The 22,500-nt window shown below is 45.2% G+C and carries 16 protein-coding genes and 1 pseudogene; 11 read left to right on the top strand and 6 right to left on the bottom strand.

Going from position 1 to position 22,500, the window contains the following annotated elements:
• Together BM082_RS06475 and BM082_RS06470 are read left to right on the top strand one after the other, a co-directional pair.
• On the top strand, positions 1 to 2,367 hold a 2,367-nt coding region (locus BM082_RS06475), incomplete at its 5' end, for a hypothetical protein (RefSeq protein ID WP_139218773.1).
• A gap of 157 nt (positions 2,368 to 2,524) precedes the next feature.
• Positions 2,525 to 3,115, top strand: coding sequence for an outer membrane beta-barrel protein (locus tag BM082_RS06470; protein ID WP_017012872.1), 591 nt, complete (start codon positions 2,525 to 2,527; stop codon positions 3,113 to 3,115).
• Positions 3,116 to 3,246: 131 nt separating this feature from the next.
• On the opposite strand, the gene BM082_RS06465 is transcribed toward BM082_RS06470, so the two are convergent.
• Together BM082_RS06465 and BM082_RS06460 are read right to left on the bottom strand one after the other, a co-directional pair.
• Positions 3,247 to 5,052: an HTTM domain-containing protein gene (locus tag BM082_RS06465; protein WP_017012873.1), complete on the bottom strand. Its 1,806-nt coding sequence runs from the start codon at positions 5,050 to 5,052 to the stop codon at positions 3,247 to 3,249.
• 337 nt (positions 5,053 to 5,389) lie between these two features.
• Positions 5,390 to 5,572, bottom strand: a pseudogene (locus tag BM082_RS06460) (IS3-like element ISAma2 family transposase); the annotation flags it as partial.
• A gap of 434 nt (positions 5,573 to 6,006) precedes the next feature.
• Between BM082_RS06460 and BM082_RS06455 the strand changes: the two are divergent.
• From BM082_RS06455 to BM082_RS06430, 5 genes are all read left to right on the top strand, one after another.
• Positions 6,007 to 7,515, top strand: a complete 1,509-nt coding sequence (locus BM082_RS06455) for a DUF3360 domain-containing protein (protein ID WP_074926000.1) — start codon at positions 6,007 to 6,009, stop codon at positions 7,513 to 7,515.
• Between the two features lie 911 nt (positions 7,516 to 8,426).
• Positions 8,427 to 9,752 (top strand): ABC-three component system protein, encoded by a 1,326-nt coding sequence (locus tag BM082_RS06445; protein ID WP_074925991.1) that lies wholly within the window; start codon positions 8,427 to 8,429, stop codon positions 9,750 to 9,752.
• A complete protein-coding gene (locus BM082_RS06440; protein WP_074925987.1) occupies positions 9,736 to 10,440 on the top strand; it encodes an ABC-three component system middle component 1 in 705 nt (234 codons plus the stop codon). Before BM082_RS06445 ends, BM082_RS06440 begins: the two co-directional genes overlap by 17 nt.
• Complete coding sequence (locus BM082_RS06435; RefSeq protein WP_074925983.1) at positions 10,424 to 12,778, top strand: AAA family ATPase; 2,355 nt, start codon at positions 10,424 to 10,426, stop codon at positions 12,776 to 12,778. The genes BM082_RS06440 and BM082_RS06435 overlap by 17 nt, the downstream gene beginning before the upstream one ends.
• Before the next feature lie 228 nt (positions 12,779 to 13,006).
• Entirely contained in the window at positions 13,007 to 13,834 is an 828-nt protein-coding gene (locus tag BM082_RS06430; protein WP_244275957.1) for a hypothetical protein, read from the top strand.
• A gap of 187 nt (positions 13,835 to 14,021) precedes the next feature.
• Here the strand turns inward: BM082_RS06430 and BM082_RS06425 are convergent, their stop codons facing one another.
• The 3 genes from BM082_RS06425 to BM082_RS06415 all read right to left on the bottom strand — a co-directional run bounded on the left by BM082_RS06425 (position 14,022) and on the right by BM082_RS06415 (position 19,011).
• Positions 14,022 to 15,185: a DDE-type integrase/transposase/recombinase gene (locus BM082_RS06425; protein ID WP_074926022.1), complete on the bottom strand. Its 1,164-nt coding sequence runs from the start codon at positions 15,183 to 15,185 to the stop codon at positions 14,022 to 14,024.
• A gap of 271 nt (positions 15,186 to 15,456) precedes the next feature.
• The gene (locus tag BM082_RS06420; protein ID WP_074925976.1) at positions 15,457 to 17,313 is read right to left on the bottom strand and encodes an MFS transporter; all 1,857 of its coding nucleotides are present in this window, start codon (positions 17,311 to 17,313) and stop codon (positions 15,457 to 15,459) included.
• Between the two features lie 177 nt (positions 17,314 to 17,490).
• Positions 17,491 to 19,011, bottom strand: a complete 1,521-nt coding sequence (locus BM082_RS06415; protein ID WP_244275954.1) for a phospholipase D family protein — start codon at positions 19,009 to 19,011, stop codon at positions 17,491 to 17,493.
• Between the two features lie 381 nt (positions 19,012 to 19,392).
• Here BM082_RS06415 and BM082_RS06410 point away from each other — a divergent pair, with 381 nt between their 5' ends.
• From BM082_RS06410 to BM082_RS06395, 4 genes are all read left to right on the top strand, one after another.
• Positions 19,393 to 20,238, top strand: coding sequence for a hypothetical protein (locus BM082_RS06410; RefSeq protein WP_017015969.1), 846 nt, complete (start codon positions 19,393 to 19,395; stop codon positions 20,236 to 20,238).
• 87 nt (positions 20,239 to 20,325) lie between these two features.
• Positions 20,326 to 20,766 (top strand): hypothetical protein, encoded by a 441-nt coding sequence (locus tag BM082_RS06405; protein ID WP_017015970.1) that lies wholly within the window; start codon positions 20,326 to 20,328, stop codon positions 20,764 to 20,766.
• A 36-nt stretch (positions 20,767 to 20,802) separates the two neighbouring features.
• On the top strand, positions 20,803 to 21,150 hold the full coding sequence (locus BM082_RS06400) for a hypothetical protein (RefSeq protein WP_017012889.1): 348 nt from the start codon (positions 20,803 to 20,805) through the stop codon (positions 21,148 to 21,150).
• Between the two features lie 41 nt (positions 21,151 to 21,191).
• Positions 21,192 to 21,548 (top strand): hypothetical protein, encoded by a 357-nt coding sequence (locus BM082_RS06395; protein WP_017012890.1) that lies wholly within the window; start codon positions 21,192 to 21,194, stop codon positions 21,546 to 21,548.
• Positions 21,549 to 21,653: 105 nt separating this feature from the next.
• Here the strand turns inward: BM082_RS06395 and BM082_RS06390 are convergent, their stop codons facing one another.
• The gene (locus BM082_RS06390; RefSeq protein WP_017011491.1) at positions 21,654 to 22,499 is read right to left on the bottom strand and encodes an enoyl-CoA hydratase/isomerase family protein; all 846 of its coding nucleotides are present in this window, start codon (positions 22,497 to 22,499) and stop codon (positions 21,654 to 21,656) included.
• Between the last annotated feature and the right edge of the window lies 1 nt (position 22,500).

The following is a 22,500-nucleotide window of genomic DNA, read 5'->3' as shown; positions in this document are numbered from 1 at the left end:
GATCTCTATGAGGTGAGAGGATGGAGAAGAGGTGATGACTATTCGATTACTGGTAGTGGCTTTAATGGCATTAATATCCTCACCGATGGAACAACCCTACAGTTTATCGATAATGATTCAACCGCCAATCGCGGTGGCATAGTAGCTCCAGACTATTACACATATGAGGGTGATGATACTCAGCGAGTTATCATTGATGGCAAAACCTATTCCTACATGATCATGAATACAGCGAAGTTCAGCTTCTCGGGTCGAGTCGTGACTGCTGCACAAATTTATGTAGATTTGGACGGTAACGGAAGAACCCCCTATGTTTGGAGTGACTCGAATGAATACGCGGCATTTTTAGTGCCAGTGTCGGGTTCTCTTGTTAAAGGTACTTCCGCATCTACGGTATCTGGCTCGTCGGAAACCCCGACACTCACCTATACACAGCTGGGCGCTACGATGACCTCCTTTGATGCCTCAGGCAGTATTGGCGTGACAGACGTTGACTCAGATAACTCCACGGTAACGTTTGATGGCACAGGGCCATATGAGGGCAACTTCGGTTCTTTGGTGATTGTCAACGGTACTTGGACATATACGGTGAATGATACAGCGGTGGCTGATTTCACTGAAGACACTGTTGTGCAGGATGTCATTGAAGTGACGGCGTCTGATGGTGTAACGACGACAGATATTGTTATTACTATCGGTGGGTCTCAGGCCGCTATTGACCAATATCTTAACCCTCAACCCCCAGAGTCTTTTAACCTTCTGACTGTGGGATCAGGTTCGCCCGAGACGCTTACTTTCCCTGTTTCGCTGGAATGGGAAAAGTCTGAGCTGGCCACGGGATACACTGTTTGCCGTCAAAATGAAGACTTTGATAACGACTGCGAACCATTAGGTACAACGGATGGGGCGCTGGAGCTAACAGTTGGTATGACGGGGGCTCTGTCTGCGTTGTCTTCAGAGTTCTTTATTATTTCAACAAACAGCGTAGGGTCTGCGTCATCTAACTTACTCTCTCTGTCTTCAACCGATGCAAATGATTTAATCGCCAGCATTAAAGCTTCAGATCCTAGTCAATCTGCGAGGTTTGGCTACTCGGTATCAATTTCACGCGACGGTGCAGTGTTTGCCGCAGGCGCGCCTTACAAAAATACCGCACGAGGTGCTACTTATATCTTCCGCTTTACAGATGGCTTATGGCAACAAGAGGAACTACTGACATCGCCTAATATCGACTCAAATGATTTTTATGGTTGGGCAGTGGCATTATCTGAAGACGGTAACACCTTGGTCGTTGGTGCACCCCAGGAAGACGGAAGTAATGTGAGTGCATACAACAACGATTCGAGTGCTGCGGGAGCGGCCTATGTGTACCGTTTTGAAAATGACGCCTGGGTATTTCAGCGTTACTTGAAAGCCGACAATGCCGGTTCTGATGATAGGTTTGGCCGAAGTGTTGCGTTGTCATCGGATGGGAATAAGGTTCTTGTCGGCGCGCCGGGAGAAGACTCAAGCACTACTGGAATCAACAGTACTTCAAACAACTCGCTAAGCAGCTGGGCTGGCGCCGCATATCTATTCAGCTATGACGGTGTAGCATGGAATCAGGAGCTATATATCAAAGCCTCTAATCCAGGAAGCTCAGATAAATTTGGGGAATCGGTTACGATGTCCGGAGAAGGCAATACGCTTGCCGTTGGTGCGATTGGAGAAAGTTCCAGTTCAACGGGTATCAACACAACGCCAAATGATGCCGCGACGAATGCTGGTGCAACCTATGTATTTGAAAATAGTAATGGCAGTTGGGCGCAACAGGCTTATGTGAAGGCTTCCAATACCGGTAGTGGTGATCAGTTTGGTATGTCAGTGAGCCTTTCTTCTGACGGAAACACGTTGGCAGTTGGTGCTATGTATGAAGATTCCAATACAACAGGCATTGACAGTACACCAAACAATTCACTCAGCGATACCGGTGCAGCCTATGTGTTCCAACGCAACGTTGACTCTTGGTCTCAACAGGCTTACGTCAAAGCATCGACGGTTCATAGTGGCATGTGGTTTGGTAATAGCGTTGCAATGTCACCGAATGGAACATCGCTCGTTGTTGGTGCTTGGCGTGAGGATTCCAGTAGCGTAGGTATTAATAGTACGCCAAATGTGTCAGCACCACAGTCGGGCGCAGCATACCTCTTCAATTTTGATGGCAGTGAATGGTCGCAAGGCGCTTATTTGAAGTCACCAATGCCAGATTGGAATGAATACTTCGGTAACTCGGTTGATGTGTCAGATAATAACAATGTCATTGTTGGTGCTCCTGATGAAGGCTCTTCTAGTACAGGGTTTAGATCTGGAGAAGTCTATCTCTATTAAACATTAAATTAGTCAAATTATAGAACAAGCGAGCCCTCTACTTTGTCTTTAAATTCGTCCATATTTGATTGATGAGGTATGAGGGCTCCTTTCATATTTGTAGCGCATAATTAATGTGTTCCATTATTATTTTAAAATCTCTTTAAGGTGATAAATAATGAATATTAAAATAAAGAGTTCTATTAAGGCATTTTCTGCCCTAAGTTTATATTTTCTATCCCATGGGTCTTTGGCAGAAAAAGTGAGCCAGCCTACATTACAATACCCTAATTATTTTTTTGGTATTAAAGGCGGTTATCAAGTGGCTGATGACGGTGCATATAATAGTAGTGACCCAACGAGTGGTATTCTTGAACTTAGTGGGGGAGTTCAGTTTAGGCCACAGTGGAGCGTGCAGCTAGGGTATCAATTCCACGGGGAGTTGGATGCTAAAGCAACTGGCGTAAAAGTGAATACAAATCTTGCTAAAGCAGCTTTGCGCTATGGGTGGGTGCTAGATAACGACTTTACTGTTTACGGGCAGTTGGGGGGGGCTTACTGGAATATGGAAAAAAAGCAAATTAGTCGAACCAATCTCAACGCCAATGGGTTTTCACTTCTCACTGATGTTGGCCTGCAGTATAAGCTTGAACCTAACATGAACCTTAGTGTGGGCTACCAGTTTATCGATGATATTGGCGACAATAAAACAGACAAATACGACAGCCATGCTCTTATGGTTGGGCTGGACTATTTTTTTGGTGGGTAAATAGACGCTTGTGTTTTGCTGTTCGGTAGTTCAGAAAAGCATCACTTTGGATTGTTTTTGAAAAGTATATGTTTATAGCATTGGAACAGAGGGAGCCTTTTTGCTACTCCCTCTAACCTATATTTTATTGCTTATTTGATAGCAAACTCTTTAAAACACCAGTGCGTCCATACTGAAATCGTTGATGGAACAGGTTCTTGGTAGTTTGGCATGTTTCTTAAGCGATTGAATTTTATTGAAAAAATAGCTAACTGTTTATCTTTGGCGACATCAGGGTCTTTATTCCATTGTCGACATAGGTAGTTGCCATATCCTGATAGAACTTTGGTGTTTTTTGTTGAGGAGATTCTTCCTAAGTATTTACGCCAACGATAATTTTTGAAATCCGCAGATAAGAGTTTTGGATACGTGCGTATCGGCTTATCAAAAGTCATACGGTACACATCTACAATCTCACCACCGCGCGTTTTCCCTTCAATGACTGGCATCTGTGAAAACTTAAAAGGGTAGGGAGCAAACATATCCCAGCGTTGATCAAGGCGAAGTGTTTGAGCTATCGCTGACACATGCTTAGGGTACTTGATATTCCATTGAGGGATGCCTGCAATATTGTAATAGGTGACGATATAAAGCGTACTCAGGCCAAGGCCATTTTCAAACCAGGTAGCCTGCTCTTTGACCTCTCTGTATGGAAGGAAGCGTTCCGTTATTTGACCCATTGTCGCTCGGTTGTTTGCTATCCAGCCGTAGAGTCTGTTGCCTGCTTTAAGGACGGGTTTCAAACCCATTACAGTTCCGATTGGACGGAAAAGTATAGAGATCCGGAAGAGGTATTGTACGGCATTCCAATGGGTATGCAGGCCGCCTTTATGGTCGCGCAACACCCAGCTGTTTTCACGTTCCATAATCGGATAAATATCAGGGTTTTTCTGGGCCGGCAGTATTTTGACGCTTTCTGGCAGTAGGAAACTTCTCAGGATAAGACATGTTTTTTTGCAAAAGCCGCAGTCCTCATCGAAGAAGATGGTTACGTCTTTCCGTTTAGCGCGATCATTAATTCTCGCCACCCAAGACCAGCATATCCCAGGAATCAATAAGCTGAGCGACATGAAGTCGATAAAAGGGAATAGAACGATATGCAGTGCGAGAAAGAAAGTCGTGTGCATTGCGACCAGCAACGCCAAGATGAAAAGACGAAGGGGAACATGGTAAACCGGTGAGAATACTAGGAATATGGCCACAATTTCTAAGTACCAAACGAAGTAAGTGCCAAAGGTCAGTAGCGCAGGGAAATCTCTTATCCAAATACCGAAGATAGTCGCCATTTGATCGAGATGAACAGCATAGTAAGCTGCATCCATGGTAACACGCCATTCATCACCCGTTTTCAAAATCGAAGTGAAGAAATAGAGGTACATGACCTGAAGCAGTGCGCCTACTGACACTACAGAGAAGTAATTATGGCTTGTGGGTTCAGCGTTCGGTTCAGTTTGATATCGTCGATTTAGGGCTGAATCGATAGAGAATCTGGCTCCTATTGGCAGTAAAATGGCCCAAAAACACATTACGGTAAGTAGGGAGTCCCCCCCTGCTCCTAGGACAGCATTCCGATTCATAATGGAAAGCAAAAATATCCAGCTGATGAAAGCCATCAACCGAGACCTAAAGCCAATGAGCAAGAGAAACGCCACCAAAAAGGCGACTATAAATAGCAAAACGACGAACCACTCACTACCACTTGCCCAATAAATGGACCAGCGAAAATCTGAAGCATATCCCATCGACGCGGAGCGGGTTAGCACGCCTTCGTCTGTGTAAAAAGCTTCAAGATCGCGCGCCCTACTGATGAGGTCCACCATAATTAATATTGCTAGACCGATACGGAATAGCGCCAGCGACCTCAAATCTATACCGAAAATAGTTTTAAATGACGTCATTCTTTGCCCCAATTTTTGGTCCTCCTTAACATCCTTATGTCAGGGAGTCTTCCCCAGTTTTCTGGTTAGTAACGTTTATATAAATAATATCGGATCTTTTTCTATTTGTGGGGGAGATGATTTTGAAAATGGATTTTATTAAAATTTTTCTAATTTATAATACCGGGTGAGGGTATGTTAGGCAGTATTGCACAGCTAATTTTAACGTATGAGATGTTTTTAATTTTTAAAGTTCATATATTAGCAATATGAACACTGAAAAATGTATAGGGTTTAGTGGGGAATATAGCTTTTTAAAAAACGCTGAAACTCGATTCTTAGTATTTTTAAACCATTTGAGCGTCCGAAAGCGTTTACCGCAATACAGAGAGTCATGGACAAAGTCGAGTGCCCATTGGTGGTTTGGTGTATCCACCACATCCAACGGCATAGCAATTCGTGGCGGTAGTACGCGTTTTTGACGCCGTTTTAGATTGAGTCCCATACGGCAGTAAACACGGTATACCCGTTTATGAAAAGGAACAAAGGACAGTCACTCTAAGAAAACCCCGGTCTTGAAAACCTGCGTGCGTTTATAGCGCACCTAGGGTTCAGCCGAGCGAAGTGACCGAGTAAATTCGCTTTTTGTTTTTCTCTTGGCGCTACCAAATGAGATTAAGCCCGCGAGCTCTTACTAACAGGAGCGAGCGGGCTTTTTTGTGTCTGGAATCTGCCTCAATGCAGACAGTTAGACATTAGTCGTACCTTACGACCAATGTCTAACTGTCTGAGACTATTCGTGTTTTTTCGTTTGGTATAAGGTACTAGCAACTACATTCCAAAGGTTCATAAAAATCAGTCATCGAGTTCTTATGGCAGAAAAGATATAGACAACGGCTCGCTTAATCTTCGTTTGGTGAGTCAATAACGCTGGTTGGAAAAACACACCTTAGAGTGTGAATGAAAGGAATCATAATGAGCACTACGTTAGAGTCCGCAGATATACGAACAAATACGCCTCAAGCCAATGAGGATGCACTCACTTATGAACAACAACATAAACCAAGATCGGAATTTGATTCCCGCGAACAGTATCTAGAACATGAATTACAAATCATGGCGCCTAAACGCTGGCGTCCTAATTTGCCGTTTAAAGATTATCGATTCGAGGTAGAAGACACCATTCCAGCGATGGCCGCGACCATTGGTAAGGTCGTTATGGTGGGCGCCATTGCAGCAACGTTTGCCGGGGCGCTAGGGCTGAATGAAGGCTTTATTTTAGAAAATGTGCGTTATGAACTACTCATCGCCTCTGTTTTCATCATTCTTTTCTCCGGCTTTCTCTTGCCGACCGCCAACCTCGCGGGTACACACGGCCCACTCATTCCTTTAATACCTATCGTCGTCGCAGCAGGCGGGCATCCAATGGCGTTTGGCTTGCTGATTGGTGCTTTTGGCTTACTCTTAGCCATCAGTAAAGGTGGCAGCATGTTGGCAAACCTCACCAGTAAAGGCGTGTGTGGCGGTTTACTGCTCTACCTTGGCTTTGTTGGAACCGCTTCTCAAGTGAAAAAGCTGTTCGCTTGGGCTGAGGGCATCGGAATGAGCCACATCGCTTTTGTCGTGATCTTTTGCACCATTATTCTGTATGCGTTATTGGAACATTTCCGTAAACGCTGGCTAGCCGTGCCTCTTAGTTGCTTGCTGGGCGGTACGTTAGCGTTCGCCATGGGGGCGCCGTTTTCTTTCCAAACCGAGCCGGGTTTACCCAACATGAACCCAATGTATTGGTGGGGAGAAGACACAGGCTGGATGCTAGGCCTACCGACGCTTGAACATTTCATGGTGGTATTACCGTTTGCGATTCTAGCGGTGGCGATGTGGTCGCCAGATTTCTTAGGGCATCAAGTCTTTCAGAAAATCAGCTATCCAGAACGTACCGAAAAAGTACACATGAACATCGACGACACCATGACCACAGCTTCCATTCGTCAAACGTTCGGCTCTCTGCTTGGCGGTACGAACTTTACGTCTTCATGGGGGACTTATATCGTACCGGCAGCGATTGCTAAACGGCCTATTCCTGCTGGCGCGTTGCTCACGGCGCTGTTCTGTATCATCGCCGCGATTTGGGGTTACCCGATGGATTTAGCTATCTGGCAACCTGTGCTTTGTGTCGCGCTCATTGTTGGGGTATTTGTGCCATTGCTAGAAGCTGGAATGGAAATGACACGTGAAGGTAAAACCACGCAGTCGGCAGCGATTGTTGTATTTTCTTCAGCGCTCGTTAACCCTGCATTTGGTTGGGCTCTCACCATGCTGTTGGACAACTTAGGCTTAGTCGGTTGTAAAGAACGCAGTAGTGAGCTGAGTAAAATGAGCCGTTGGGTGTTGCCTGGCATTATGTTTATCGTGCTAAGTAGTGTGATGGCATTGGTTGGTCTACTTCCAGGGATACCGGCGATTATCCCAAGCTTTCGTTAACCCTTGAATAAGCGCTTTTAAATTAGCAGCTAAGATAGAAAACTGGCGTGCGTTTATAGCGCAGCTGGGGTTCAGCCAAGCGAGACAAGGTTGCCCCGACGCAGTCGAAAAAGGCAACGGCCCGAAGGGCAAGGGAACGGAGCGACCGAGTAAATCCCGCTTTCATTTTTCTTGGCTCCACCAAATGAGATTAAGCCCGCGAGCTCTAACTAACAGGAGCGAGCGGGCTTTTTTGTAACTGGAATTTGCCTCAATGCAGATAACAATACAGAACCCTAGATCGAGCCGCTTTTGATTTTGATCCTCCCCACTTTTCAAGTGGGGAGTTAGAGGGGGGGGGTATTGCTACGGAGAGTGGTGTTTGGTGGAGAACGTTAATTGGCTTTTCCCAAAAGTGTGTGACCCAATTTTTCAATAGTTTCCAATTGAGGGATATATTCATGGGGAGATATTTTTCAGGTGCTATCCATTCATTAAATAAATCCTGCTTCCACTTCTGTCTAATCATTCGTCACTCACTCTGCAATGAGATCAAAATCAAGTCTTGCTTTATGCACTTCGTGGTACATTTCCGCCGGATAACTTAGACAGTGGTGGCGTGTTTCATGCCGAGAATCGAATGGCGGTAGCGTAAGTGTCTTTTGCCCCATTTCATGTTAACGCTCAGCTTTAAATAGATTACCTTTTCTATGGAAAAAGCCTGCTATTCAAGCCATATCCAAACTTGGTGTCTGCTCATTGCTTCACCGAACCGTCTGCCGCTTTGGCCCAATTTAAGTCCGCTATTATATGCTTAGCAGTATATTTTATTAATTATATTAGTTACTTGATGGTTAGTTACTTTCCTAAAGCGTTACGAAATTTCGTGAGTTCTTTGTGGGTGACCCAGATTTCAGGTGACAGGAAATTATATGACTCAAAATCACCAGAACAACCCTCATACAGCGATTTCAACATGGAGTGGGTTTGTTTATCAGGGAAAGCTTGCACTCTACCATTGTCTTCGTTTAATCACTCAAGACTATGAGGCTAGTCGCGCTCTTAAATTGCAGTTGGAAAGTCAGGATGATTTTGCGATTTTCCGAGCAAACCTGTGCCTATCATTGCACCAAGTCAAAGCGTACAAGGCTCCGTTGTTCTCTGGCTATCGCGAAGGTATTAATAGCCAAAAGGAAAATGCCACAGAACGGGGCATCCAAACGGCATATTTTCATGTTGCTCGTGAAATAAGGGATCTACCAGAATCATTCGAACAGGAATACCAACCTGTAGAGTTGTACCGCTACCCATTACAACCAGGTGCAGATGAGGAACATACCAAGCTTTATTGTCCTCTGGATGAGGTTGATAGATATATTGAAACTCAGATCAGGGAAATGATATCAGTTGTAGATTGTTTGCCTCATTGGAAAGTAAACCTTTGCACTTCAATCCGAGAAACTCTCGAAGCGATAGTTAACACCAAGGTTGTCATGGTACATCACCAAATACACCAATCAAATCGGAACCAGACAGCAATTGCAGCTAATGAGTTTATCGAGTTTTCGGATATCTATGAAATTCTGGAAGCTGACGATTATGAGAAATTTAACAATGAAGAGTATTTCCTTAGCCGGTTGCAGATTGATATTGGAGCTTACTATCAAGAATTCTGCGAGCAGCACGATACGATAAAACAAGCAGCATACGACAAGTTAGATGACTGCATAGCAGCAATCACAGACTTGGATAGCCAAGGTATGAAGGCTTTTCTTCGCGCAACGATGCCACATAGAAAAGGGCGATTTACCACACTAAGTGAGTTTAAGGACCAAACGCTTGACCGTGATTCTATGAGGCAGGGGCTGTTTACGATTTTCCATAAGTTGGTTAAGGCACAGAGACCAGAGAGTGAAAGGGTTCATTTCGCATGGCAAGTTGACGGTCGATTCTATTATCCAACAGGGATTCATACTGCAGCAGAAAATCAAGACGTGGTCTGCCATGATATTTTGCAACAGGCACTTGAGGAAGATGTTGAATGCTTATTTGAGTGTGGGGCTTTGATTAACAGCGCAATAGATAGGCCATCTATTACTTATGTGAAAATTGGTGTGGATGCCACGGAAGAAGAAATTGGTATGGATGCCACGGCAGAAGAAACGTTTATAGGAACTAGTATCGGCAGTTTTCAACAGGTGGGGCTAGTTTCTTTGAATAATGTACCTGAGAGCTTAAAAGATGCAGAAGTTAATTGAAAAGTTGTTCGAATTGCAGGGGATGGAGCGAAAAGATTTGCCTGAATTGGAGTTGTATGAATATAGCGAGCCGGATAAAACGGGTTACTGGCTGGTGATTCATGGTGAGCCTGAGCTTTCTCCTGAGCTTCAGGGAAATTGGTTGAGCGAATGCAAGAAAGCGACGGTAGACCCTGCACTTGAGAAAAATATTAACTTGTTGATTGCATGGCAAACCGAAAGTTTGAATGAGAAAACCAGCAAAATGGTGCATCACGCAGAAGAGGATAGTTACTTTTTTAAAAAGCATGTTTTGCCTTATACGTTTGATGAACTGGAAGCTTTACTACTGATAGTTGAACAGAATGGGCTGGAGTCAGTGTTTCGCAATGTTCTGACTGATACTCAGACATTTACCGCATACAAAGCACAGTACAATCAGGGAGGCTGGCAAAGTTTGCTGTACAGGTTGGCGATAAAGGTATCAGCTCTTACGATTCAAGGCTCAAGTAAAGCGGATCTAACCAACCTTGAACAGAATATTCAGGGAAAAGTCTTGAAATCGCCCAATGCTGAGATTTTGAGAGCGACTGAATTGGCTCTCTCGGCTATTACTGAACGAAATACCTTACATGAAATAGCCCCAGAAAATTTACTGGCACTTATGACTGCAGAATTAGGCAGGGATGGCTATGAACTTGACTGTTAAACGTCTGATAATTCAGAACTTCAAACTTTTTGAACATCGTGAAATAGTCATTGACAACGATCGTCTTATTGTTCTCGATGGTCCCAATGGCTTTGGCAAGTCATCGTTTTTTGATGCTTTAGAGTTGCTATTTACTGGAACTATTCGCCGTTACGTCGAGCTAGAAGATCTTACGGTGGATGGGCGCAGCCAGAAGCTAGGATGCCCATGGCTATTTAATAAAGCAAAAGTGGGATCTTGGTTGTCCATACGTGCCGAAGTGGTAATAAACGAACAAACCAAGTTCTTTGAACGGGCGGCTTGTAAGACTGAATTGGATAAGCATAAGGGACTGAAGGAATTAAAGTTACCGTTATATGAATTAACGGCTCTGGAAGCTGAGCGTAATGTACCGGTTTCCGATGAGGAGGGGTATCTTTCTGAGTTACAAGGGGCGGAGTATAAGCGAGACTTTGAATTGTTTCATTATGTGGAGCAGGAAGAAAATACTCGGTTACTGAAACAGAAAGAGAAAGATCGGCAGCTACAGATCGCTCACCTGTTTGAAATAGGGGATATCCAAGAGAAAATCAATAATATCAACCTTTCATTTGGCAAAATCGGTAAATTGTGTGGCACGCAAAAAAAGCAGGAGGTTAAAGCACTACAAGCCAAATGGGAAACGGCTAAACAGCAACTGTTACCTGATGGCGAGCCTGTTAATTATAAACGATTAATCAATGTTACCGATCAGCCATGGGATCGGGAAGATTTAGAGTGTGAAGTTCAACAGTTTGAGCAATGGCTATCAACGGATGGCGAGTTATTCCGTATAGCGAGATTTATTAAGAATTTTGAAAACTACGAAAATTATATTTTCAATCAAGAGCTTGAAAGAAATCTCCTGCCGCAGAAAGAGTTACAGCAGCGGATGCTTATGTTTGTCCATCGTATCCCTCATAAGCAGATGTGGGAGCTAGAATTACAGCGATATGACGCAGCTATACGGATAACTGATGCGTTGAAAGATATTGTGAAGGCTATCAAACATGATCAGCTTACTCTTCCTCCTGTTCTGACGGATCTACTCCCAGAAAATGTTACACCGAGCGAGTTCGGCCGTCAGGTCGTACTACTAAAACAGCACATTACCTCGATTGACAAACTGGATGAGAGTCTGGCTGGTCTGGTGTCGATGCGTGCGCAGTTGGTGAAAGCCTTTAAACAGTACCAGTTACACGGAGAACCCACAGAAGCTTGCCCTATATGTGGTCATAGCTGGGACTCGGTTGAAGCACTGCTTAAAGGGATCGAGCAGCAGGGAGAAACGCTACAGCTATTGGCTGAGCAGCAAAACAGTCAATTGACTGGGCAGTTAGCTGAATTTAAGCAGACATACCAGTTACCAATTGAACAAGCACTAGGTATTTATTTGCAACAACAGCAAGATAAGGTTGCCTTCAAACGTAAACTTGTTGCACTGAGTCAAGAGCAAATTCATTGGTTGCAGAATTACAGCCAGCAGTTGGAAGGAGCTGGAATTGAATTTCAGGATTTGCTAGTTGAGAGCTTTGATCAGAATGCTCAATTACAATTGTCTGAGTTGGATAAGCGAGTACGCTCTAAGTTTAAACCAGTAGACGACAGCGGTCTTTATAACGACTTTGACAGCTTATATAGGGGAGTATTTAACAACGATTCGTCGGCGGTAAAGCAAGTAACTCTTGGGCTGGTCGAGATGAAAACTAGCTACATGCGACAGCAACAGTCTCTTGCGTCTTCAATATATGCAACCACTTGTGAGCAGGAGTTTAGGGACGCTGACCAACAGGTGAAAAATGCCAGTAAGGTCAGAGGGCACCTGAAAAAGCTCAAGGAAATATACGAAAACGAAAAAAAACGCTATCTAGAATCCATTGTGAAAGAGATCGAAATCTTGTTTCATATTTATTCAGGCAGACTAATGCAAAGTTATCAACAAGGGTTAGGGATCTTCATTGAGAACAATGGTAACTCGATTGCTTTCCATGAAACGCCAGGGCGAGACCATGATGTCGTGTTTTCCATGAGCTCTGGCCAACTTTCCGCTTTGGTTCTGTCTTTTACCTTAGCACTTAATCAACGGTATGCGAAACACAGTTTATTGCTGATCGATGACCCGGTACAGACATTAGACGAAATTAATGTGGCAGGCTTCATTGAATTGCTGCGTACTGAGTTTTCAAATCGTCAGATTATTATCTCAACGCATGAAGATCGCATGTCCGCTTACTTCCGTTATAAGTACAAAAAATTTGGAATGCCAGTTGGCCGGATTAACTTTATGGAACAGGCACGCTTAGTTTTCAATACGCAATAGAAATAACGGACTATCTCTTCCTCAATGACGATGGACAGACTCATATTTGTTCAAAAAATTAATCTGAAGAGCCAAAACTAGGTTTTGGCTCTAACAAGAAATTGTGTCCAATTCAATGATAGACGGTGTGCGTGTCTGAAGGCCAATAAATAAAAATATAGAGACACGGTAACTCGTTTTACTAAGCGATATCTTAGTATGAAAATAAAGAAACTAAAGGTGCTTATCGTGACGAAATTACCTACAAACTCACCAACTGACTTTTGCGTAGCCTTTATAAAAAGGGAACTTGAAGATAACCGAGAGAAAAAAATTTGGATGAGTCGCTGGCCACTCATGCAGCGGATGATTGATCAGGCATCAAATCTTGAAAGGGTGTTCAACGAGCTAATCAATCGGTTTGGCTACTCTGACAAACTAGCAATCCTTTATGAATCAGAAAGGCCAAATGCTGAAGCTGTTTGGTTGACATTGGAACATATCTGGATGAGCGAGGATTTTGCGAAGGAAGAGTTTATCCAAGCTAGAGCCAATAGGCGTGAACTACTCAAATTACATGAAGATATCTCGGATCTTTCATGTCGCCTGGCCTGTATGTTAAGACGCCAGAGTGAATTGTATGAGTTATCTGGTTTTCGTCGGCATGATTGTCAAACAGCAGTCGATTCGTTGGTTCAAGGCGGAGAGCATAACTATCTTTTCGGAGCTTACGTTAAAAAAGAGCTTGAAAGTCTGGCGTACCAATATGATCTTAAGTACTGGCCTTCACGGGCTGATGTCGTAGAAGCTATTGGTGAGTTTGAAGAGCTTCAACCAATACCGCAACATGTTGAAATCCCAGATGCGGTACTGGATGGAAGAGCGTCAGACCATAAAGATTTTGTTCTTGCGTTTGACGCCCAATTTGATGAACAAAATCAGCTGCCCATCGAATTTAGATTCAGCAATCAAGCTATGGCAGAAATTATCAATGTAGTTTTAGATTTTCCTGAAGATAAGCTCATCCTTGGTGATACTATTCGGACGATCAGGAATCGATATGTATTGGTCAAGTAAAACTGGCCACAGGTTTAGAGCTTTTCCATACTTTTGGTAATGTGAAGTGCTTTCATTAGTGCAAAAGTCCTAACACGAAATTGCCCAAAAACCATTCAGCACTGGCTTTCTGATCCAGCTCTCCGTAGCAATAACCCCTATACAAAGCGCACATCCTTTACATTTTAAACCGGGGACATGGTTTACATCATGTTCTCGCTTTTATCCGTTCAACAACCATTTTGTCTTCGTTCAAATAGCCCAACAGAAAGAAGCCAAAATACAGTTCCCAACGCTTTTCTCCACAACGTTTTAACGCTATTTTCTCGCACGCCAATAGTTGCCCTACATACACATATTTCCCTTTCCATTTTATCTCGCCTGAATGCTTAACACTGCGGATTTCAGTGTCATCGGCGTAGAAAATCCTTAACTCTCTATCGCTATATCTCACTGGTGATTGACGATATACCGACTTCGGCGTTTTCCTATTCAAGCCCTCGTGCGAGCGTAATTCATTGTAATTAAAGCGGAACTCATCAAAGCGTTTTTGCTGCGCCTTAAAACTGTGACTCATTGGCGACATCGTTTCGGCTTTGAGTACTCTGTGCATCCTCTCATGGCGGGCATTTTGAGTCGGGCACCCTTTATCTATCCGCTCAGGTACGATACCCAGTTTTATCAACCAGATAGATAACCTTGATAGACCTCCAATTGACCGCGACGCAAAGGGCGTACCATTGTCGCTTTTAATCACATTGGGTAAACCATGCTCTTCAAATAGCTTTTCGAGCACGACTTGAGTCGACGCTAGCGCCGTACTCTCTAGTCCTTCACACGCCAGTAGGTATCGGCTAAAGTCGTCAGTTACCGTTAATGGATAACAACGCTTACCGTTTCCCAAGGCTTTATCACCCTTAAAATCGATATTCCACACGTCGCAAGAATACGTTGATGATGTCAATGGGTGTGGGTAGGGGCTTACTCTCGGTTTGTGTTTTCTTGGCTTCACTAAACCTGCATTTTTGAGGATTGCGCCTGTTGTGCTGTCTGCTGGCCATCGCTGTTCCGGGTATAGCGACGCGAGTCTGTCATTGATCTTTTTAGGTCCCCAGTGAACATGTTCTTGCTTTACATTCAGTATCGCTTCTATCACTTTGGGGTCTGTTTGATGTGAGCACGTAAGCGGTCTTCTTGAACGCTCAACCAATCCATCAACACCTAAATCAATGTATCTATTCAGCCACTTATCGACCGTAGGTCGACTCACGCCATACCGACGAGACAGCATTGTTTTTGTGTAATTACCAGAGAGCCAATCTCCGACCAGTGATACTTTCTTGTCAGCTTTACACGTCTCTTTCCAAGGCATAGGTAACATCATCCCACCTGAAAGCATGACATGTGTAAACGATGTGCCCGGTCAGAAACGTAAAGGATGTACCCGGTTTGTACACCCCCCTCTTACTCCCCCCTTGAAAAGTGGGGAGGATAAAAATCAAAAGCGGCTCATACCCGTTGTTCTAAGAAATTCGGGGCTGATTCTGTTCGAGAACCACAATAGCTCCATACAAACACCAAACCCAAAAGGCCGCCAACGCTTTTACAAAAGAGCTGACGGCCTTTGTCGTATCTAGCACCCATTAATTCAGCAATAGCCCCTGCACCTGCGCTTTCGCTACATGGCGGTCTACCTTGTCTGAATGCATTGATTCACCGATGTTCACGTCGAGTTTTGACCAAAAGCGCGCGGGGCGGGTAGTGAGGGCGTGTCCGTCTTTGTGGCTGAAGAAGGATCCCCATAAACCTTTGAGCGCGATAGGGACGACCAAGGTGGGAGTGCGCGCCAGAATCTTCTCAACACCTGCTTTGAATTCGCCTAATTCGCCGTCTGACGTTAATCGACCTTCAGGGAAAATGCAGACCAATTCGTCATTGTTTAACGCGGCATCTATTTGATCGAACGCTGCCTCAAAGGTGTTTGCACATTTATGTTTTGCGCAGATAGGAATGACCCCTGCATGGCGAAACACGTATTTGAGTAGCGGCAGTTCACTGATGGATTTGTCCATCACGAATCGAACGGGGCGGGTAGACGCACCCATTAAAATCAACGCATCCACATAACTGACATGGTTGGCAACGATCAGGGCTGCGCCTTTGGTCGGAATGTGTTGGCGGCCTTTTACAGAAACACGGTATAAGCAATGGCTGATTACGTAGCTAATAAAGCGCTGCGTAAACTCAGGCACTTGGCGATACACATACACGGCAACCACGAAGTTCCCCAATGCCATTAAGGCAAACAACTCGACAATGGAAAAATCCAGCACACTCAGCACCAAAATCGACACTGCCGCCGAGACCACCATAAACAACGCATTCATGATGTTGTTCGCTGCGATAGATTGCGCGCATTCCCCATCGGCAGAGCGTGATTGAATGAACGCATACAAAGGCACAATGAACACACCGCCACTCACGCCCACAAAGAACAAGTCAATCATCACGCGGTAATGCATGGATTGCGCTAAGAATGCCTGTACGTTGTAAAACTGCGCAGGGAAAGAATCGATGCTCGGCACGGCCCACAACAAATCGCCCGTGAACAGGGTTAATCCCAAAATACCAAAGGGAAGAATGCCCAATTCAACATGGTTAAAAGAGAGCTTTTCACACAGCCACGAACCTGTGGCGACGCCAATGGAGAAAAGCGCGAGCAACAAGGACACGACCGTGCTGTCGGCATGCAGGTGTTCGCGTGCAAAGTTGGGGAACTGGGTTAAGTAGGTTGCACCCATAAACCAGAACCAACTGATGGCGAGGATAGCCATCCAGATCCCGCGTTGTTTGTTCGCGATCTTGAGGGTTTTCTTTAGCCCTGAAATGGGTTCAAAACGCACCTTTTTAGGCTGCAAGCTCGGCATAGACGGAATGCGCAAACTACTCAAAAAGCCCAAGACTGACAGCCCAACGACAAGACACGATGCGAGGTAAGTGCCGCCCGGCACCGCAAGCAACAGGCCTGCACTTAGCGTGCCAATAAGAATGGAAAGGAAGGTGCCCATCTCGACCCATGCATTGCCTTTTACCAGCTCACTCGGTTTCAACGCTTGAGGCAACAGTGCGTATTTCACGGGGCCAAAGTAAGCGGACTGTGTGCCTGTCATGAACAAAAGCGCGAGCATGAGCATCACACTCTGGGTCATGATTGCCATGGCTGCACACAGCATGATCAGCAGCTCGACCCCTTTCAAACGGCGAATGAGCGTGGCTTTATCCATGCTGTCAGCCACTGCACCTGCGTGTGCTGAGAACAAAAAGAAAGGAAGAATGAAAAGGCCAGCAGCGAGGTTGATGAAGAGATCAACGGGCAAGGGGAGCGCGTCGATTTGGCTGTACGTCACCATCAACAACAGCACGTTTTTGTAGAGGTTGTCATTCAATGCACCAAGGCACTGCGTGATGAAGTAGGGAAAAAAGCGTGTTGAGAAAAGCATGCTGGCTCCGTAGGTACAAATCACTAAGATGACAGCACCTTACGTGATGTTCAGTGATAAACCAGCGGCATAGAAAGAGTGACAATATAGGGAACCGAGGGTAACAATGGGCAGAACTTTTCGTCATCAGTGCCGAAAAGTTCTGCTGTTAATACACGTCGCACTAACGGCTCAGCATCAAAGGATGTCTTTAGGCACAACCCTGCGTAGCTTCACTTTTAACTGCTTTGATGTCGACACCGTGCTGTCGGGATTGAAATCCTCTGTGATTCGCCAGGCATTCTCGGGCGCTAGCTCTACGTTCATCGCGTGGCTCACGTCCTTTGTGATCTCTGCAGATTTGATGATGGTAATGCTTTCGGTATTTAGGTTGGCGCTTCTTGGGTCGAGGTTGTAAGTGCCAATCACCGTTGTATGGTCATCGATTGTCATGGTTTTCGCATGCAGGCCGAAAATAGGCTGAGAGGGCAGGCGCTTAAACATGTGCTCTGTCATGACTCTCTGCCTTACTTTGGCATCAGGCTTAAATTCGTAGATTTCAACGCCTGTGGCTAGCAAATCGCTTCTGTCTCTTTGGTAGCCACTAAATGCCTCTAAATTGTCATTCGAGGCGAGGCTGTTGGTGAGGATTTTTATCGAAATGCCGCGATCGACCAGTTGTTTTAGAAATTGCCTGTCCTGAGTGGTGGTCACTAGGTACGGGGTTTGGATAAGAATCTGCTTTTTGGCAGTATCCGCCAGTTCAACGAGTTTGGTTTTGGTGACGCTGCCGCCGCCGAGAAACGCACTTTTATCATTCTTACCGGGTTCGTCGTAGACATACTCAACATCGTCAATGAACCTGAATTTCCCTTGTGCTTCTAGCTCACGAAACGTTTCAGGTACTTGGTCTATTTGCGCGCGTATTTCAGGGTGGAAGTTATCTGTGTTGCAGGCATAGGCGTGCAGGCGTGAAAAATCTGGGTTGAGTGGAACCTGTTCTTTAGGAAACAGTTTTTCAATGCTGACGCTTAATGGGTGTTTCCAATACTCTTCAAACGAGGTGGTGAGTGTCGTCACTTCTTTCCCTGCTAAGAAAACGTCTCGGTCTCTAAAGTTATAGGTGTGGTCAAACCCGAAATATTCATCGGCAATATTCCGCCCGCCGGTGATGGCGACTTGGTTATCCACCACAAAAATCTTGTTGTGCATGCGTTGGTTTAAACCGTGAAAATCGGTCAGTAGCACTTTGATCTTTTGCGTGAGGTTCTTGCCGATGTTGACGTTCGGGTTGTAAATTTTGATCTCGATGTTTTCGTGACCCGCCAGCATTAACAGCTCGTCGCCACGTGCTTCTATCATGAGGTCGTCAACCAGCACGCGCACTTTTACGCCCCGCTCCGCAGCTTGCACCAGCATATCGCTGGCAATCAGCCCGATATTGTCCACCGAGAAGATGAAGTACTGAATGTCCAAGGAGGTTTCGGCGCTTTCAGTGAGCCAAGCGCGTGACATCATGGCTTCTGCGCCCTGTTCGAGCACATAGACCCCTGTTTTTGTCGAAAGCATGTCTTCATAAGGCGCGAGGTAGGTGGATAAAGGCTTACGTGCTTTCGAGGGTTGATTGGCGCAGTGGTCAAACTGAGAGACTGGGACGCTATCGCGAGGTGTATCGCACCCCATAAGTAAGAGTGCTGATGAAAGTAAGAGGGTTTTCATCGACTGCATCGCGGGCATATTCAAGTGATTTCATTCCATGTTGTTTGATTCTCGACCAAAGATTGAACATACACAAAGGGTGGGGTGTTGTCACGTTACGGGGGCAAGCACTCATAGCCGATTAAATCATAACCAATCGCATTGAAAAGGCAGTGTTTCTCTTTCATTGCCATCAACGTTCGTCGGTCTGTTTCTTTGTCAGTAAAAAGAAACGCACGACGCATTGCGTGATTTTGTCTTTGTCGTCGCAGTTGATGACGAGAAACGACATGTTCGTTTGTTGGTCGCGATAGAGCAACGATAGGATAACGTTGAATATTAAGAAGGTTACTTGGGTATGAGCTCACCGTTTTTCATCAGGTGAGCGAAAAGGAGGATAGGTTGAAGTTTGCGAAATATTGGAAGAAGCACGATGTGACCGTTGATGCTGACATTTTTGGACGTGAGAAAATATCGGTCTGGGGCGCATCAAATACAAGTGAAAATGACGCAGGGCTCCATGCTGAGAAACGTCTGGCGTCTATGCAAGCTTTCCTCAAAGGAGACTTTTCAAAGGAAGACGAGTACGAGTATTGGATTGATTTTGTTAAAGAGGAAATACTCGACGAAGTGGACGCAACTGACGGTGGTCAGCTTGCGGTGCTAAGTCGCAATGGCTATGGCGCGAGGGTGTTGAACACTGACAATGTTGTGTTTGGCGATATTGATATTTCCCCTGACTCAGTCGGCTTCTTTGATCGCATCATGCATCTGTTTGGTCGACCTAAAAAAGATAAGCCTTTTGTTGTCGAACAAATAGAGCGCTATCAACGTGAGCACCCCTCTCTGTCTTTTCGTGTCTATGAAACGCACTCTGGTATTCGATTTATGCTGACCAACCAGCATTATTCTCCCGGTGATGCTGTGATTGAGGCAATGTTCCAAGCGCTGAATGTTGACCCGTTATACACCACTTTGTGTAAGCAGCAAGATTGCTTCAGGGCAAGGCTGACACCGAAACCTTGGCGAGTCGGTTTGACACGGCCTAGCAGCCGTTACCCGCGTTCAAGTGACAGTGAACAGCGCGAGTTTGAACGCTGGCTAAAAGAATATGAATCGGCCTCTTCTGCGTATACGACAACAAAACACCTTGCCTCGTTTGGCGAGGAGCGCGTCAGTGCCGACATACAGAAAGTGATCGACATTCATGATGGCCGCCATTCGAAAGCATCAGCCGATCTCGCGTAATAAGACATAAAAAATCAAACAAAACACCTTGGCAAGGGATTGAGCGTCAAGGTGAAATCGAGATGGACATTCAATAGGGAAATGAACATGAGAGAAATACTGTCGATTGGCATTCGGATTTTTGCCATTTTGTTGTTCTTGGAAGCAATTTCCACAACCTTGTCTTTCCTGTCTATGAGAGACATCGCCAGAGAAAACACAGAGCTTTTTGTGGTGAGTGGTATTTATTTTGTTGTTGCTTGTGTGGCATGGAAATTTCCTTTAACCATCGCAAAGAAGCTGACGCCGAGTGATGTTGGAGAGGGAGCAACGAGCATCAGTGCGTTTGACCTTTCTAGGGTAGGTATTGCACTCCTTTCACTGAACTTAATCATCGATAGCCTTTGGTCAGTTATCCCCGCTATCGTGATGCTTAAAGGGGGTTATGACGGAGATCCATCCATGTCTTATTCGGGTGTTTTCATGCTGTTGTTCGGGTTCATCCTATTAATGAACAATCGAAAAATCGCCAGTCTTGTATTGAAGTAATTACCCATTGATTGACGTTATTTGAAAGGACATAGAGTGAGTAAAGTAGGGAAATATATTGGTATCGTATTAATCGCATTGGGCGTGATCACACTGATGCAGTTGCTTTTCAGCCTTCCTGATTATTTGAGGGATTTTCCGAACAACCCCATTTATGAGTACATTGCGGGATCTGAGGAAACATCTTATGTTGCCACACTGGAAGGTAACGATGTTGCCATCTCCCATGACATGATGCGTATCGTTGCGCTGTTCTTTGGCTTCATGCTTCTGAAACTCTGGGTAAACATTGGATCAACACTGATTCATGCTGGCCGTAGTTTGCTGGTCGACGACATGGAAAATGTAAAAGGGCTTTTGAATACGCTGATCAAGAAAGAATAACGGCTAGCTTTATTAAGCGAGTTGCATCATGAGAGTGAAACATGAAATTTAGAAGCAGTATCGGAACAATTGAGCATGGTAGCGCTTTATGCGGTGAGCTTAAGCAGTTCTTGATGGAAAATGAACCTGAGTATGGCGCGTCATTGGTGCCTAATTTGTCCCATATTAGTTTTCTCGCCAAAAACCATACAGGCATAGATATTGATGACGTCACTCATTTGGTTGGCAATGAATATCAACTCAAGTACCGCTACAAATGGTCAATATACAATGGCTGCGCTGATATGGATCTTGATGGCGAAGAAAGCACCACAGTGTCATTCACCATGGATGACCTAGGCAGTATCAAATTCAACATTCACGATAATGAAGCGCGTGACACGCTCGACGAGTTTTAGTGCCCGCGGAATTGGCATCAATGCTTGAAAAAGGGAGGGGGCAGATTGGGAAACATGGAGCCTATAAGGCAGACTCCATGTTCGGAAAAGCAGTGAGCGCGCGATTTATTTAATGTCTTGCACGTTCATGACCAATGCATCCCAGTTACGCTGGTTTTCAATGTCATGTTGAAGGCCTTGGTCATCGGCAAGGGTGAAGCGTTTTAGCGCTGGCGTTTTGCTGGTGGCTTGGTACAGCCAATAAGCTTCTGCTTTTAGTGCTTCGTTTATCGGCTTATCAATGGACTCATACACCGCTTGCTTACATGCATTGATCGACTCAGCTGGGAATTGCGCGATACGGTTCGCTAAGTTATCCACGTATTCGCCAATTTCTTCTGGGTCGAGCGCGCGGTTGATGGTGCCCATTCTTTCTGCTTCATCGGCATCAAAGTCACGGGCGCTAAGGATGATTTCCAATGCACGGCCAAGGCCGGTTTGACGTGCCATGCGTGATGCACCGCCGCCACAAGGCAGAATGCCCATTGCCACTTCCATTTGCATGAACTTGTATTTGCCGCGTGCGGCGAAGCGCATGTCCAATGCCAGTGCCAACTCATGGCCGCCCCCACGCGCAAAACCTTCCAGTTTCGCGATGGTGGCTTGCGGAACCTTGCTGATGCGCTCACAAACGGATTGCAGGTCAAGAAGCTGAACATCTTCACGAGAAACGGCTTCGTCTGACATCTCTTTGAGCAGTTCTGTGTCGTAGTGGCACACCCAAATTTCTGGGTTTGCTGACTGAAACACAACCACTTTGGTGTCTCGGTCTCGCTCTAGGCGCATTGCTAGGCTGTTTAGGTCAGCTAGCATGTCTTGCCCTTGAAGGTTCACCGTTCCGAAGTTAAAGGTAACGGTCAGAATGCCGTTGTTCTGTTCAGTGGTGAAGGTCGTAAAGCCTGCATATTTCATC

The sequence above is a fragment of the Enterovibrio norvegicus DSM 15893 genome (assembly GCF_900115495.1).
GTDB classification, from domain to species: domain Bacteria; phylum Pseudomonadota; class Gammaproteobacteria; order Enterobacterales; family Vibrionaceae; genus Enterovibrio; species Enterovibrio norvegicus.
The sequence above is the reverse complement of the archived record's forward strand: the minus strand, read 5'-3'. Positions and strand labels throughout refer to the sequence as shown.

What these genes read in the sequence shown, in the direction of transcription:
- BM082_RS06470 (WP_017012872.1), top strand. Translation starts at nt 2,525, where the DNA reads ATGAATATTAAAATAAAGAGTTCTATTAAGGCATTTTCTGCCCTAAGT.
- BM082_RS06465 (WP_017012873.1), bottom strand. Translation starts at nt 5,052, where the DNA reads ATGACGTCATTTAAAACTATTTTCGGTATAGATTTGAGGTCGCTGGCG.
- BM082_RS06455 (WP_074926000.1), top strand. Translation starts at nt 6,007, where the DNA reads ATGAGCACTACGTTAGAGTCCGCAGATATACGAACAAATACGCCTCAA.
- BM082_RS06445 (WP_074925991.1), top strand. Translation starts at nt 8,427, where the DNA reads ATGACTCAAAATCACCAGAACAACCCTCATACAGCGATTTCAACATGG.
- BM082_RS06440 (WP_074925987.1), top strand. Translation starts at nt 9,736, where the DNA reads ATGCAGAAGTTAATTGAAAAGTTGTTCGAATTGCAGGGGATGGAGCGA.
- BM082_RS06435 (WP_074925983.1), top strand. Translation starts at nt 10,424, where the DNA reads ATGAACTTGACTGTTAAACGTCTGATAATTCAGAACTTCAAACTTTTT.
- BM082_RS06425 (WP_074926022.1), bottom strand. Translation starts at nt 15,185, where the DNA reads ATGCCTTGGAAAGAGACGTGTAAAGCTGACAAGAAAGTATCACTGGTC.
- BM082_RS06420 (WP_074925976.1), bottom strand. Translation starts at nt 17,313, where the DNA reads ATGCTTTTCTCAACACGCTTTTTTCCCTACTTCATCACGCAGTGCCTT.
- BM082_RS06415 (WP_244275954.1), bottom strand. Translation starts at nt 19,011, where the DNA reads ATGAAAACCCTCTTACTTTCATCAGCACTCTTACTTATGGGGTGCGAT.
- BM082_RS06405 (WP_017015970.1), top strand. Translation starts at nt 20,326, where the DNA reads ATGAGAGAAATACTGTCGATTGGCATTCGGATTTTTGCCATTTTGTTG.
- BM082_RS06395 (WP_017012890.1), top strand. Translation starts at nt 21,192, where the DNA reads ATGAAATTTAGAAGCAGTATCGGAACAATTGAGCATGGTAGCGCTTTA.
- BM082_RS06390 (WP_017011491.1), bottom strand. Translation starts at nt 22,499, where the DNA reads ATGAAATATGCAGGCTTTACGACCTTCACCACTGAACAGAACAACGGC.